The organism is Butyricimonas sp. DFI.6.44, from assembly GCF_022132345.1.
Taxonomy (GTDB): Bacteria; Bacteroidota; Bacteroidia; order Bacteroidales; family Marinifilaceae; genus Butyricimonas; species Butyricimonas muris.
Map to the genome: position 1 here is coordinate 120453 of NZ_JAKNJD010000004.1, position 14237 is coordinate 134689.

At 46.0% G+C, this 14237-nt stretch carries 8 protein-coding genes; 3 read left to right on the forward strand and 5 right to left on the reverse strand.

The genetic code is table 11. The features are described from left to right. Window positions 1–99: 99 nt before the first annotated feature. Both L0M98_RS07160 and L0M98_RS07165 read left to right on the forward strand, forming a co-directional pair. The gene (locus L0M98_RS07160) at window positions 100–1473 is read left to right on the forward strand and encodes a sensor histidine kinase (RefSeq protein WP_227215400.1); all 1374 of its coding nucleotides are present in this window, start codon (window positions 100–102) and stop codon (window positions 1471–1473) included. An 18-nt stretch (window positions 1474–1491) separates the two neighbouring features. Then, window positions 1492–2178, forward strand: a complete 687-nt coding sequence (locus tag L0M98_RS07165) for a response regulator transcription factor (RefSeq protein ID WP_186977829.1) — start codon at window positions 1492–1494, stop codon at window positions 2176–2178. 31 nt (window positions 2179–2209) lie between these two features. On the opposite strand, the gene L0M98_RS07170 is transcribed toward L0M98_RS07165, so the two are convergent. Continuing rightward, complete coding sequence (locus tag L0M98_RS07170) at window positions 2210–3181, reverse strand: N-acetylmuramoyl-L-alanine amidase family protein (RefSeq protein ID WP_227215399.1); 972 nt, start codon at window positions 3179–3181, stop codon at window positions 2210–2212. Between the two features lie 155 nt (window positions 3182–3336). On the opposite strand from L0M98_RS07170, the gene L0M98_RS07175 reads away from it, so the two are divergent. Next, on the forward strand, window positions 3337–4203 hold the full coding sequence (locus L0M98_RS07175) for a NigD1/NigD2 family lipoprotein (protein ID WP_227215398.1): 867 nt from the start codon (window positions 3337–3339) through the stop codon (window positions 4201–4203). Between the two features lie 64 nt (window positions 4204–4267). Here L0M98_RS07175 and L0M98_RS07180 read toward each other — a convergent pair whose 3' ends face one another. The 4 genes from L0M98_RS07180 to L0M98_RS07195 form a co-directional block, all read right to left on the reverse strand. Further along, entirely contained in the window at window positions 4268–5398 is a 1131-nt protein-coding gene (locus tag L0M98_RS07180) for an AAA family ATPase (RefSeq protein WP_227215397.1), read from the reverse strand. 192 nt (window positions 5399–5590) lie between these two features. After that, the gene (locus tag L0M98_RS07185) at window positions 5591–7897 is read right to left on the reverse strand and encodes a TonB-dependent receptor (protein WP_227215396.1); all 2307 of its coding nucleotides are present in this window, start codon (window positions 7895–7897) and stop codon (window positions 5591–5593) included. Window positions 7898–8061: 164 nt separating this feature from the next. Next, complete coding sequence (locus L0M98_RS07190; protein ID WP_099290140.1) at window positions 8062–8424, reverse strand: hypothetical protein; 363 nt, start codon at window positions 8422–8424, stop codon at window positions 8062–8064. A 288-nt stretch (window positions 8425–8712) separates the two neighbouring features. Beyond that, entirely contained in the window at window positions 8713–14184 is a 5472-nt protein-coding gene (locus L0M98_RS07195; protein WP_227215395.1) for an alpha-2-macroglobulin family protein, read from the reverse strand. Window positions 14185–14237 lie beyond the last annotated feature (53 nt).

Consider the following 14237-nt stretch of genomic DNA (forward strand, 5'->3'; position numbering starts at 1 on the left):
ATTTTTCTTAATTTATTCTTAAAATTGCAGTGCGAGGGAAACATATATAATAAGGTAAGAATTTCAGTGTTTTTGATGGTCTTATAAAATTTAATGTTTATGAATAAAAGAATCCATATAGCGTGGGGCGTTTCGATATTTGCTATAGCTTGCTTATTGATTTTGCAAGGATTTTGGTTAAATCGAGTAATTGAATATAAGAAAACAGAGTATTTGAATACTGTCAACAATGTTTTGGCAATGGCGGTAGAAACAGGATTCGAGGAACATTTAGTACGAAATAAAACAATACGACAGAACTATCCTCGAGTTAGTTTTGATTTAAATCAAGAGTTGGTAACCTTTGTTTATGGAGGAGATACAACTGTTGTTAATTTTGATAAAGAGAGTGGTTATTTGGGAGTTCTTAGAAAGGTTTGTTATGATTTTATTAATCAGCAATCTGCTGAAAATATAATAATGTTGGATAGTATTTGTCATGTTTATTTTGAACGTAATGGAATTACAGATAATTATATTCTTGAATTAGTTGATATGAGTGGAGGACAGATTGTCGCTACAACAGAAAATGGTGCTTCAAGGGTAAATAAACGTATTGTTTCTAACATTATTGAATTAGGAATAAAAAGTCATCATGGTTTGATAGTTTATTTTGATACGCCCTATAAAACATTTTTTGCCCAGATGACAAGTATTCTTATTAGTTCATTTCTTATAATGATATTCTTGGTTATATGCTCTATTTATCAAGTGAAGACAATTTCTTTCCAACGAAACGTGGCAAAAGTCCGAGAGGAATTTATGAGCAGTATGGTGCATGAATTGAAGTTCCCGCTGTCGATAATTAAGAAAAAGCTCCTTGCGCTAAAACAGGAGGGGGTTGATAATTTGAATGAAAGGCAATTGGAAGCATTGAATGGAGGGTTTGATAGAGTGCTGCATTTGAATAATTTCGTGTTTAAATTATTAAATGCATGGAAACAAGGGTTCAAGGTTACGTGGGAAAAGTTATCTTTGCAGGATTCAATTGATGAACTTGTTCGACAGTTCAATTCCGTGTTCGAGAAAAGAAATGTTTCGATCAAAGTGGATTATCAATTGAGTAGGAACGTGATTGAAGCCGATCCGATTCACTTTCCGAACGCCATCAGTAACTTGATCGAGAACGCTATCAAGTATTCGGGTGGTTCGCCGAAAGTCGAGATATCGTGCAAGGACGAGGGGAATATGCTGATTATATCGGTAAAAGACCACGGATTTGGTATTCCGGAGAAACTGAGGGAGAAGATTTTCGAGCGTTATTTCAGGGTTGCTCGCGGTCGTTCTGCCGATGTACACGGTTTCGGAATCGGGTTGAGTTACGTGAAACAGGTAATAGAGGCTCATGGCGGTGTGATTCGGGTGGACAGTACCGAGGGCGTCGGAACCACGTTCACGGTCATGGTGCCTTTGGTAACAGACGAAAACGATTAATATTTTACAAACGGGAAAATGGCTAAGATTTTGTACGCTGAGGATTCGGCGGAGTATTACGAGGATTTCATAACTTACTTGAAAAAGAATGGGCACACGGTTTACCACGTTACCGACGGGGAGGATGCGCTTGAGGTTTATCGTCAGAAGAAACCGGACTTGGCGTTGCTCGACGTGATGATGCCGAAAATGACAGGTTTGGAGGTCGCTAGAGTGATTCGGAAAGATGATTCTGTCATTCCTATTTTGTTTATCAGTAGTATTGGCAGTTCATCCGCCGCGGTAGCCGGATTTAAGAGCGGGGCAAATGATTATATCCGCAAGGATATGGATGAAGCTGAATTTAAAGCTCGTATAGAAGCTGCTTTAAGACAAATCGGATTTCGTGAGCGTAGCGAGAAAACGATAGATATTAGCGACGGGGTGTATCTTGACCTTGTGAACCGTGAACTTGTCGTGGACGGGGAAGTGATATTATTCAGTCCGTTGGAAATGAAGGTGATGAAAGTGTTGTGTGAGAACAAGAATTGCTACGTGACAAAAGATATTCTGGTGCAGGCGGGTTGGAGCAACACGTTTAAAGAATCGTATCGTTACTTGGATAAATGTCTTGTCGGGTTGAGAAAAATGTTACCGAAAGACGGCTCGATATCTATCGCTACCAAATGGGGTAAGGCGTTGGGATTAATGGTGAAAGAAAAATAATTCTTCACTCTGTTTGGAGCGTCTTTCTGCCTTATTTTGAATAGTGGCGGAAGTCCTGTGTCAAGCCTTCGCAAATCCAATTAGCTAAAGCTTGGCGGTTGTCGTTTAGCAGGAAACGTTGTTGGTCACGGCTGTTTTGGATGTTACCCAATTCTAGGAAAACGGCCACGGGGAGCGTTTGTTTAATGACGTATAGGTCACGGGTGTTTACCGTTCCGGAGAATCCCCTGTTAGGTTGATGTTTGTCGTATTTCTTGTTAAACACGTCTTGTAGCGTGTTGGCGAGATGTTTGCCCTTGGCGCTACCCTCGTGATGGTAAAAGAAAACGTCAATCTGTTTGCTCTCGCTCCGGCTGTCAAGGTGGATAAAGATAGCCCGTCGATAGGCTTCCTTGTCTTTGCGGAATAGCGTGTTGATTTTGTCACAACGTTGTTTGAGGCGTTGTACTTGATTCAAGGGAATGGGATCGCCCATGCAGGTTTCCCTATCGCCGGTGTTAAGGAATTTATCATCCCGGATACCGTCCGCGGTGTCTTGGATGATGATGTGAACTTTGGCTCCTTTCGACATCAAGGTGCGTGCCAACCGGAGCATGATGTCGTAAGCGTATTCGTCCTCGTGCAGTTGGTGTCCCTGTAACACCCCGATAGCCCCGGGATCGGGACCGCCATGACCGGAAACCAGATAAAAGCAGGCACCCTTGAGTTCGTCGGACTCTATCGTATATTTCGCCAGTTTCTCCCCGAATAAAGGTTCATTACCTTCCCGGTTCATCGGCGGTAAAGTGTATTTCACGCCTAACCGCAGGCCGTTATTTTTGTCCAGCTTACTCTTGTTGAGTTCCATGAATTGCGTGTAATGTTCCGGCTTCGTGCGTTCGAAGCGTTTCAGAAATTGGAGTATGCCTTCTCCTTTTCCCGGTGTTCCTGTTTCTTGCGTGAAGCCGTGGATGGGCAAAAAGATGAACAAAATGCTCGTGTATATGATGAATATATATTTCATGGTTTCAAAAATTCATCACAAATATAGTTCTTTTTGTTTGTCCTCGAAAATAATAAATTTAGACAAACGAAAATTAAAAAATACAATAATTCAAGCGTTTGACGCAACGGATGAGCTTTGTTGGCATCTAATATATAAACGTTAAAAAAACAGCTATGAAAAAGAGAACATGGAAAATTGCATTAATGTTGTCATTATTTATTGCCGTATTCGCGGCGTGTGATGACGATGACGAGTATTATTACGTGGGAGGTGGAAGTTCGTGGATCAGTTACGGTAACCTCGAGAAGATAGATAACGGTACTCGTTCCAAGTATGCTATCCGTCGGGATGACGGAAGTCGTTTGATCGTGACCGAGGGATACGGGATAAATTCTTCGGATGCCGAGGAAGGATTGCGGGTATTCGCCAACTACTCGATTCTGGGGAGCGAGAGAGATGAAACCGGGTTGGAAGGTAGAATGAATTATTATATTCGTTTGTATCGTATTACCGACGTGTTGACAAAGGATCCGGTGAAACTTTCTTTCATCAAGGAAAACGAGGAAGTGCGACAGGATAGTATCGGTAACGATCCGATTAACGTGTCCGAAGCATGGTTCGGTGGTAAGTATCTGAACGTGGAGTTCAGAATACCCGTGAAATCCGGTTCTTCAACCAAGCATTTTATCAATCTGGTAGAAGATGATGTGGTGGCGCATAATGACACGGTATACGTGACTTTACGCCATAATGCTTACGGGGAAGCTCCTAAGGACGGGGATCGTGCAAATCACGTGTGGAGTCGTGGAATGGTATCTTTCGACCTGACTTCTATCGTGCCGGAAGGAAAACAATCCGTACCTGTTAAATTACTCTGGACAGAATACAAGAATGGTTCAATCGAAACTGTTACCCGTGAAGATAGCGGAACTTACACGCTTTCCGGCAGTAATGAGGAAGAAGCAGACAGCGGACTGAACCAGAGCAATAACGAACGCAAACTGGTGAGCAGCGAAGATGTTGTCGGAGAAGTTAATTAAAGACATCTGATTCAAGTAATAAAACTCTAAGGGAAATGAAGACTGACCGTCCGGTCAGTCTTTTTTATTTAATGTATTCCTTCTTGAACCAATATTCGAAAACAGGATCAAGAAAGAGAAAGCCTTGAGGTGTATTATCCAGAATATCTTTTTGTTGCAGTATCACTTTATTTTTCGTCACGTTCTGTGGCGTTCCCAGTTTGTATTTAGTCATAACCTTTGCCCCTGTAAGCGTTTGTTCATTATTCGCGATAGCGATCAGGATATTGAGCTGTGAAATAGATAAGGCTTCGCATTCTGCAACGTATAGGGGAAGATTGGTATCTACGATTTGTTGGAAAGCTTTGTTTATGATTTCAAGTGTTACCGTTTCTTTTGTAATGCTCCAGACAAAATGAGATAATTGTTGTACATACCACGAGTGAGAACTTACTTTCTCCACGATAATTCCCGCGAGTTCTTCCGTGATGTTTTTGCCCGTGTGTTTGAAGGCGCTGACGATAAATGACACCCATTCCTGCTTGTCTATTTTTCCCAGAAACATGATTTGTCCGAACCTGTAAAAAGGTTTTGAGGATGAGTTAAATATCTCTATCATCATGTGGCGTTTACTCCCGTAAAGGCAATAGCTGACATGCTGGTGGTGCTGCCATGTGCTACGCATTTTGCCTTCCAAATGTTCATAGTCTTTTAATCCTGCCAGATTTTGAAATTCGTCTATGCAAACAATAATTTTCATTCCTTTTGCAACGGCAATTTTCTCCGGTAAATTCAAAAGTTCATGTTCATTTTCTTTAATTTGATGAATTTCAAAACCTATTGAAAAATCGGTCATCGGATCTGTCCCGATGGTAATTTGGGGAGAAAGAGCTTTCAAGAATTCTTTCGTATGGGTAATCCAAGTTTCCCAATTATTACTGGTGGCTTTAATTACAGCTTGTGCGAAAGTCTGGTAAAATTCCGCCTCGCTTCTTATCGTGAATACGTCTAAAAAGCATACTTTTACATCGTGGCGCTCTGCCATGAGTTCATGCATGGCTTCTTTGACGAGTGATGATTTGCCCCAACGACGAGGAGAAATCAACATCGTGTTAATACCCGAGTACAAGTTATTTTTGAGTATTTGTTTTTCGTGAACTCTATTCACGAAGGTTGCGCCCATGGCTAATTTCCCGTATTGAAAAGGTGAATCCATATCTTCTTTGTTTTCAACAAATGTATGATTTATTCGAGATATTTCCAATTATTGGTAAAAATATTTTATACCTTTTGGTATAAAATATTTTCTACTAAACGGTATTATACCTTTTGGTATAAAATGAGAATCCCGCGGAGTTCAGAACGGACTCCACGGGATATTTAAGGAAGGTAATCTTGATGTTTCTTGTTAGAATATACCGAATTTGATTCCAGCAAAATAGGTTCTCGGAAGACCGGGACCGTAGATGTAACCGGAATCACGGAACTCACCTTTGTCGAAGTCATTCTGGTAGCTGTCGAACACGTTTTGCACGCCACCGTTGATTTGTACCGTGTAGCCGCTACCGATTTTGATGTCATAAGCCAGTTTTACGGTACCGTCGAAGAAGGACTTGGTTTTCTTCAGCACGTCTTTCTCGATGTAACCGGCGAAGTGTCCCACGTACATGGGACCCGTGTAGGTTCCCGACAGGGCGGTGGAAAAGTTCTTGAACGGGAGTAAGTTCAGCGTGACATACCCGTATTGATCCGGGGAGCGGAGCAGCTTCCGGCAGGGGGCAACATCGGGGTCATTGCTCCATGCCACGGGAGCGGCGTATTTACTGCTTTGGAAAGTCGCGCCGAATTGTAGTTGAGTGGATTTATGCGGGGCAATTCTTCCCTCTATGTTGATTCCTTTTACTTTGGCATCCGAACCGTTGCGGCGTTCCAGTATTTTATTTTCTTCATCACCGGTGTCGACCTCTTCCAACACGAAAGGATTTTTCAAGCGGGTGTAGAAGCCTTCCACGAGCAGATTGATTTGCACGGCTCCCAGCGTGGTGTAGTAATCAACGGACGCACTGTAACTGCGTGATTTTTCTGTTTTCAGGTCTTCCGCGACTTGAATAAGAGTTACTTCTCCGCCCACGGCTGCTACGTGCAGGTCTTCGTCGTAGGTCTGTGGAGCCCGGAATCCTTCCGAGTAACTTGCCCGGAAACTGAGATCGGTGATAGGGTTGTAGCGGATATTCAACCGGGGGCTGAATATGGGATCGTCTACATGACTGTTTTTATCCAAACGCCCGCCCAGCAGGAAGCTGAAGCGTGCCGTTTTCCATTCATTTTGCAGGTAGACGCTGTAAACGTTTACTTCCTGATTGATTTCCCGGTTGTAGCCGAGCATTTTGTCATTCAGTTTATTGTGCGAGAATTCTACCCCGGCGGTCAACATGGAGGGCATGAACAGGAATTTGTCGAAGTCATAGGAATATTGTGCCCCGCCCACGACGGTGAAGTCCTTGGTCTGTCCGTAGGCGTTCGTGTCGCGACCGGCACCGTAATAGGATTCCCGTGCGATGTTTTGTAACGAGGTGTAGGCGTTAAAACGGTGTTTGTAATCCTTGGATGAAAGGGTGTAGTTCAGCCCGCCGCCGTGTATGTTGTGGTCTGCTTGCTCTGCCACGTCAGCCTCGTGAGGGGGACGGTGAAGGTTGTCACCTCCCCGGCGAAATTCTTTGATATGGTGGTATTCCATGGATAACTTGCTGAAATGCGTGGGCTTGTAATAGGTACGGAAGCCCAGCGTGGTACTGTTGATCTCCCCTAGCTCGGAGAACCCGTCACCGTCATGGTCATAAGGCTGGCGGTCGCGCACCATCCCGAACAGGTGGATTCCGGCATTCCGTTGCTCGTTGACGATAGCCCCGTTGAAAGAGGTCACGTTATCGAAACTCTCGCCGTCGATAGCGGAGAGGGTATGTCCTACTTGAAAATAGTTGTGTAAGGGTTCTTTGGTGATGATGTTGATTGTCCCGGCGATAGCGTTGGCTCCGAACAATGCCGAGCCGCCACCCCGAAGAACTTCTACCCGGTCGATCATGTTAGCGGGGATTTGTTCCAAACCGTAAACTCCGGCAAGGGAACTGCACATGGGACGACTGTCAATCAGTATTTGAGAGTAAGGTCCGTCCAGCCCGTTGATACGTACTTGTTGGAAACCGCAGTTCTGGCAGTTGTTTTCCACTCGTAGTCCCGGTTGGAAATTCAATCCTTGCGACAGGCATACCGAGTTGGTGTTTTCGAATATTTTGGGTGACAGGACATTGACGATAACGGGGGCTTCCCGGCGGTCGGTTTCGTTCCGGTTGGCGGTGACCACGGCTCCTTCAAGCATCACGACGTCATCCTCGATGACGAAATTGATCTCTTGCGTTTTGCCTTTCACGATCTCGATTTCTTTTTCTACGGTTTTATAGCCTACTCCTTGCACGCGCAGGGTGTATTTTCCCAAGGGGAGGTTTTTCATGAAATAGTGTCCGCTCTCGTCGGTAGCGGTTCCGATGTTCGTACCTTTCAGTAATATCGTGAGGAACGGCAGGTGTTCGCCCGTTTCTTTATGGATAATGTGTCCGTTGACATTTGCGTCTGTCGTTTTTTTGACGCTTCCTTTCTCGTCTGCACGACAGAAAAGACCGAGAAGAAGGAATATAATAAGTGTAAGTAAGTTTTTCATAACCAATATTTTTCACGAGCGTGTCCGTATGGTATTGACACGACCTCGCGTCTTGTTTCAAAATAGAAATATCATTAATAGGTGAAAGCCTCGTGAAATAGCAGGGGTATTGCTTTATTACACGAGATTCTTACCGGAACTGTTGTTTCGGCAGAACAAACTATTTACACTGTAAAGGGGGGAGCCCGAAGGGGGCTTAAGGTGAATGTTTGTTTATCAGGTTCTTCCTCCTGTTTATGAATATAGTAATGTATTTTGTGGCTCAGGTGAGGAACACTAACGACAAGGGCAACGCTGACCAGTGTGATGAAATTGCTCAAATGGGCGATTAAGGTAAGCTCTTTTGCCGAGTGGGTGTGATTTGCACCGCCGTCCGAGCCGGTATCACCGTGGAAAAAGTGCGAGTGTACGATTGTTACCCCGTTGACCACGTGATAATGCGAGAAAAACGTGATACTCCCGTAATAGCTCAAAAATAGAGCTAACAAGAATAAATGAATGAATTTATTTACGTTTTTACTACGCATACCTTTTTGCTTTGCTTTGCAAATGTAGATTATTTCTAAATAATAAACATGAATCTCTGTCTTAAAAATATATTAAATTAACGGGTATATGGAGGTGTGTTTTGACACACCTCCAGTCTATAAAGTTCATAAAGTCGAGCCTTCGGCTCCTAAGGTTTATAAAGTATGTGATGCAATATTATATTGTTATTCAGTATGATGAGGCGCATATTTGACCTTGTGGACTTTTCGACTTTATGGACGAGAGGGCGTGTTTTGACACGCCCTCATTATGTGCCGGGGAGAGAGTTATTCTCCCCGGGTGATCGTGATTTTGTTACCCGGTAGGGTTGCCGTGATGGAGTTATCGTACATCGCCGCGCAAGTGACTGCCGGAAGCAGGTAATTACCGGGGTAAGCCGCGTTAAAGCGTAGCTTGAAGGTTTTCGAGTCGCCTTGCTGGAGCGAGAAGTAGAGATACACCCGATCGTCGCGGATGTCCGCGTTGTCGGCTCCCTTGAACGGGTTCTCGTTCGTGGTAAGGCGTTCGTTCAGAAATTCGAAGCCGGAGGGGAACATGAAAGTAAGTGCCAGTTCCTCGTATAACCCGATGTTTCCTGTGTTTTGTATCGTGATTTCAGCCACGATGTCTTCGCCTTGGCGATAATCCGTCCGGTTGTTGAGCACGCCGTTACGATAGTAGTTGACGGTCATTTTCAGCCCGGACATTTCGCTTTCGGTGATCACACCCAATGGGGTTGAGCTATTAATCGTGCGCACGTGGAGTGTGCCGGAAGTGTTATTTTTCAAGGTCACTTCCGAACGGTTGTCTTTGACAGCCAGTTCTTTTTGCAGTACGGTCTTCGTGGTTTTGAAGTTCTCTTTTCCGATTTGCACATCAATGCCGTTGCCGTCCTTGAAGTAGCGTCCCGCGTAGTTGCCGATAGCGCAAAGCCCGAAGGCACTTTCCTGCGTGCTCAGCCATTCGTTGGAAGCAAATTTGCGAGCCATTTTCTGCAACAGTTTGTAGGCGTCGTCTTTCATGTTCATGTCTACCATACTTTGCATGATAATTGCGTTATCCCGTAGATCGGAGCCGTAACACCTGCCCAGTTGGCGATAGAGTTTGGCTTCTGCCGGAAGGTTGGCTACCAGCGATTGGGCAATTTTGTCGTGTTTGCCGAGGGCGTAGGCTCCCGCCAATTGCCAACGGGCAATCGGGTTGTTGTAATTATCCTCTTTCATCCGGTTCATGGCCGCCATGTTGGGTTTACCTGCCAGTGCCAGTACGTAAAGACGGTAGGATTGTTCCAACTCGGAATAATAATCGTCCCGGCGCCAGCTATTCGCTTGTTTCGACAGGTAATCAAGAGCCGAAGCCTTCATGGATGCCGGGATGCGGTAACCGAGTTTCTCTGCCTGCGTCAAGAAGTCGGTGATATAGGTGGATACCCAGTCGGATACATAGTTGGAGTTTGTCCAGTAGCTGAATCCCCCGTTGCTTAACTGGTAGTTCCTCAGGCGATTGATAACGTCTTTCACGTGCAGTTCCACGGTTACTTTTTGTGCTTCGCTGAGATCCATCAGCCTGTCAAGCATCAGTTGCGGGAATACGGCAGAAGTGATTTGCTCGCCGCACCCGTGTGGGTAACGGATCAGGTATTGGATGCGTTCCTCCAGATTAAGGGGCGGGATAGAAGTGATTTCAAGGAACGAGGTCGGTTCCAGCCCTTCCATCGTGTTGTTGAAGGTGATTGACTCGCCGCTTGCTACTTCGCGGGCATCCACGCGGGTAATTCTCGGGTTCGGGATTCGGATGTCTACATCACAACTGAAATGAGCTTTCTCCGATCCGCTTTGAGCGGTGAAGGTAAGCGTGGATTTACCGGTATTTTCTTTAATCTTCGCTTTCAAGAACACGATCTGTTCACCCGTGCCGGAGAATTTGATTTCTTGGCTTGCCGGGGCGATAACTTCTATCTTGTCGTCCGTCTTGAGGTTCACGGTGACATCTTTGATATTGTCTTTCATGGCAAATACCGTGACCGGAATTTCGATGATGTCGCCCGGTGTGAACAAACGGGGCATGGTGACGTTGAGCATCAGCGGTTTGTTGACTTTCGTGTTACGGGATGCCGAACCGTAGCGACCGTTATCTTCGGCAACGACCATGGTACGGACTTCGCCGATATACTCGGGCATGTTGAATGAATGGGTTTTCTTCTCTCCTTTCTTGATGGTGAAAGGACCTTTGAATATCACCACGGGGGTAAAACGGTCGCTCTTGCGGGTTTCTTCCGGGTCGAGGGCTTCATCACCACCGACGGCAAAGGCTTTTTCCAAGCGTCCGCCAAAGGCTCCTACCACGTCGTCGTAGAAGTCCCATGTTTTCACGCCGAGGGCTTCCCGGGCGTAGAAAGCGGGGAAGGGGTTCGGCGTTTTGAACGAGGTAATGGCTAACAGTCCTTCATCGACAATAGCGATAGAGTAGGTCATCGGTTTGCCATCGTTTTCACTTACCGTGACGGTGAAATTCTGTGATGGGCGGAGTTCTTCCGGCATGTCGATTTTTGGAGTGAGTCGTAATTCCGGGTCGTCGATGTCAATATTCAAAACCCCGTACAGGCGTATCGGTTTGTCGTTGTTCCGGTTTTTATGAGGTTGTATGAGTGACACGTTGACATAGATATTAGGACACATCTCGCTCGTGGCGGGAATCTCGAAAGAAGTCGTCCCCTCTGTTGTCGGAACCCGGAAAATGTCTTTCACGGTCTTCCCGTTCTCGACGCTCACGAGAGCCACGCTACCTGCCGAGGAGGGGAATGTAATCTTGATTTTTTCTCCGGCACGGTAGGATTTTTTGTCGCTGGTGAGCGTGAGCAGGGTTGCCATGCCGGGGATATTCATGTCGTTGCGCCAAGAACTGATGTAGAACGTGGAACCGGTGGAATGACCGGATTCTTTATCCCGTGCGATCACGTAGTAACGTCCCCACTGGTCGCAGGTCACGTCCACGTTGAATTTGCCGTTCTGGCTCTTGACCGTTTTGTTGAACACGGGGCGGCGGTATGAGCGGTTGACGTATGAACCGATATAGTCGTTCTCAGAATCCCACCACCAACGCCATTCCAAGGTGTAGACTTCCACCTCGATATCTCTGTTGTTGACTGGTTTGCCCTCGGGGGTAAGTACGGCACCGCTGATAGTCATCGGTTTGCCTGCCTTGTACCAATTATCGTCCGATTCCGGTAGTTTGATACCCACGTATTCCTTGTAGGGGGAGTATTTGAACCCGGAAGTGACGATACTGAAGTCACCGCCCGGTTCGAACACCCGCGTCGTGAGCAGGGCGTTGAGCATACCGGGTGCGTTCTCCGAGGTGATGTTGTTTGCCGACAGGTTAAAGTTGCCGTCAGAGTCCGTTGTGCCGTCGAAGAATGTTTCGGTTGTCGTGTTGAAATAACGGGAACGGTCGTCGAAGTTATACCCGTTGTACCCGGGGAAGGTGGTATTGCCTTTCGAGAGCCGTAGTTCGGTGGTAACTTTCAAGTTACTGGTTTTCGCCCCGTGCATCCATCGGGTTTGAACGGGTATCGTGTTTTTCGTCACGCCTTCCCCTAGCACGTTGCCCGGCAAGTTGGCGATGATATTCAAACGATTCGGTTTGATGCTCTCGATACGGACGGTTTTTCTGAAAGAAACACCCCCGACACGTACAACAGCCTGCCAGTATCCGGTCACGGCCTGCTCGTCGGTGCTGAACGTGAAACAATACAAACCGTGTTCATCGCGTCCCGCTTTGCGGGTTTGAGTCACGTTACCGTTCGGGTCATAGAGTTCCGCTATAATGGGATGTCCGACGGGAATCACGTTCTCCTTGTCTTCCAGCATGAAAGAGAGATGAATGTCATTTCCCGGACGCCATACGCCCCGTTCGCCATAGATGAAACCCTTGAGTCCTTGCTGCACGACTTCACCGCTCACGTCGAAATTACTGAGCGAGAGGGACGAGGCGTCGTTGACTTTCAAATAGGTTTTATCATTGCCCTTGGTCGCCACGATAACGAAAGGTTTGCCGGGAACCCGTAATGTCGCTATTCCTGCCGAATTGGTGACGGTAGAGTCTATTTTTTGGTTCTGGAAGTTATAAAAGAATATCCTGCAATTTTCCACGGGTGCCGCCGTGAGCAAATCATTCACGGCAACCACGTATTTGCCGTCGGAACCCGCTTTGGCAATGACACCCAGAGATGTTACGATGAGATTCTTTTTCGGGAACCGGTCACTCACGTAATAGTAGGAATTGGAACAGGGATTGTCCCGCTCTTCCCACGAGTAATCGGAGGGATAGCTGTAATAATAGTCGTCATCGTCATAATAGTCATACTCGGAAGACGTTTCATCCCAGTTTTCTTCAGAGATAGCGTCTTGGGCTTCCTTGGCGCAATCGAGGGTGGTGTACGACTTTTGGAATCGGAGTTGTACCCGGTAAATCACGCCTTTTTCCAGTTGGATATGGTCGGCCAGATTGATTGTATAGTCCTGCCACTTGTTGTTGTCTTGTGGTACTCCCGGTTTCTCCAGCGAGATTTTCTTGTCGAGAATGGTGCGTCCCACGCGGCGTAGCTGGTAGTCACTGCTGTAGTTATAATTTCCTTCCTGAAGATAGAAGTTCATATTCTGGTTGAATACTTTTATTACCCGTAATTGCACGGCTTTCAAGGCGACCGCGGAGAAAGGAATAAGCACGTTGCCTTCTGCCGGGGTGAAAGTGCCTTCGCCGATGAATGTCACGGCGGGCTTGGCAGACTGGAAACTCACGTTGAAAGTGGCATCCGATTGGAGTTTTTCGCCCGTGGTATTTTTGATTCCCTTGAATATATTAACTTGAACCACGCCTTGCATCTTGTCCCGTTCGTTGGAATATACCCGGATGATGTTGCCTCGCGTGTTGAAATTCAAGGTGCCGACCCCGTCGATCGTGATTAGCCCTTGAAAGTCCTGACTGATGTCCACGTTGTCGGACATCGTGATGTCAATCGTGCGGGAATTTTCTTCGCTCGCTTTTACCTCCAGCACGGAGAATACTTTATTGCCGGGTATTTCAACGATTAGGTCGTTACCGTTCTTTATTTTTTTGTCGAAACTCAATTCAAGGGATTGGCTGTCGTTTGCGCGGGTGATGCCGGCTATCGTGAAATAATGAATATAAGGGGTGTGTTCCCATTCGAGTGTCTGGGTTTGTCCGTTGATTTTTGCTTTCACGAGTTGCTCCACCTCGTTGGGGGTAACGGCGTCCGAATTGGTGATGGAGGCTCGATACGAGAACTTGTCATTGTCTTTGGGGTCGACACTGAGGCTGCCTTCTTGGAAAGCGTAAACGAGGGGCAGCACTTTCACGTTGAAGCGGAAAGTCGACAGGTCGGACGGCACGTTGCATATTTTGTCCAATGCCAGCGAAATCTCGTAGGTCTGCCCGTTCTTCATTGGAGTCGTCGGGGTAAATTCTATGGTATTACCGTCCCGGATAGTGACACTTCCCTCCACTTTCGGGCTGATTTTCATTAATTTTTCCGGTTGCACGAGAACGTCGTCGCCTGTTTTCATCGTTTTTCCTTCCAACCGGATATAGATAGGGTCGGTGGATTTTATCATTCCTTGCGTGAAGCCTGAAATGTATTTGCTGTACTCCAGTTTACTTTGTTCCTTCGTTTTCTCTTTACACGAGAAGAAATTGATTGTCAGGAGCAAAATAGAAATGAGAAAAATAACCTTTTTCATGTTTACCAAATATTTGAATCTTATGTATTGTATTTACAAATATAGCACAAAAA

Excerpts from the sequence above, each read along its gene's own strand:
- L0M98_RS07170 (WP_227215399.1), bottom strand. The coding sequence starts at position 3,181 with ATGAAATATATATTCATCATATACACGAGCATTTTGTTCATCTTTTTG.
- L0M98_RS07165 (WP_186977829.1), top strand. The coding sequence starts at position 1,492 with ATGGCTAAGATTTTGTACGCTGAGGATTCGGCGGAGTATTACGAGGAT.
- L0M98_RS07160 (WP_227215400.1), top strand. The coding sequence starts at position 100 with ATGAATAAAAGAATCCATATAGCGTGGGGCGTTTCGATATTTGCTATA.
- L0M98_RS07185 (WP_227215396.1), bottom strand. The coding sequence starts at position 7,897 with ATGAAAAACTTACTTACACTTATTATATTCCTTCTTCTCGGTCTTTTC.
- L0M98_RS07175 (WP_227215398.1), top strand. The coding sequence starts at position 3,337 with ATGAAAAAGAGAACATGGAAAATTGCATTAATGTTGTCATTATTTATT.
- L0M98_RS07180 (WP_227215397.1), bottom strand. The coding sequence starts at position 5,398 with ATGGATTCACCTTTTCAATACGGGAAATTAGCCATGGGCGCAACCTTC.
- L0M98_RS07190 (WP_099290140.1), bottom strand. The coding sequence starts at position 8,424 with ATGCGTAGTAAAAACGTAAATAAATTCATTCATTTATTCTTGTTAGCT.
- L0M98_RS07195 (WP_227215395.1), bottom strand. The coding sequence starts at position 14,184 with ATGAAAAAGGTTATTTTTCTCATTTCTATTTTGCTCCTGACAATCAAT.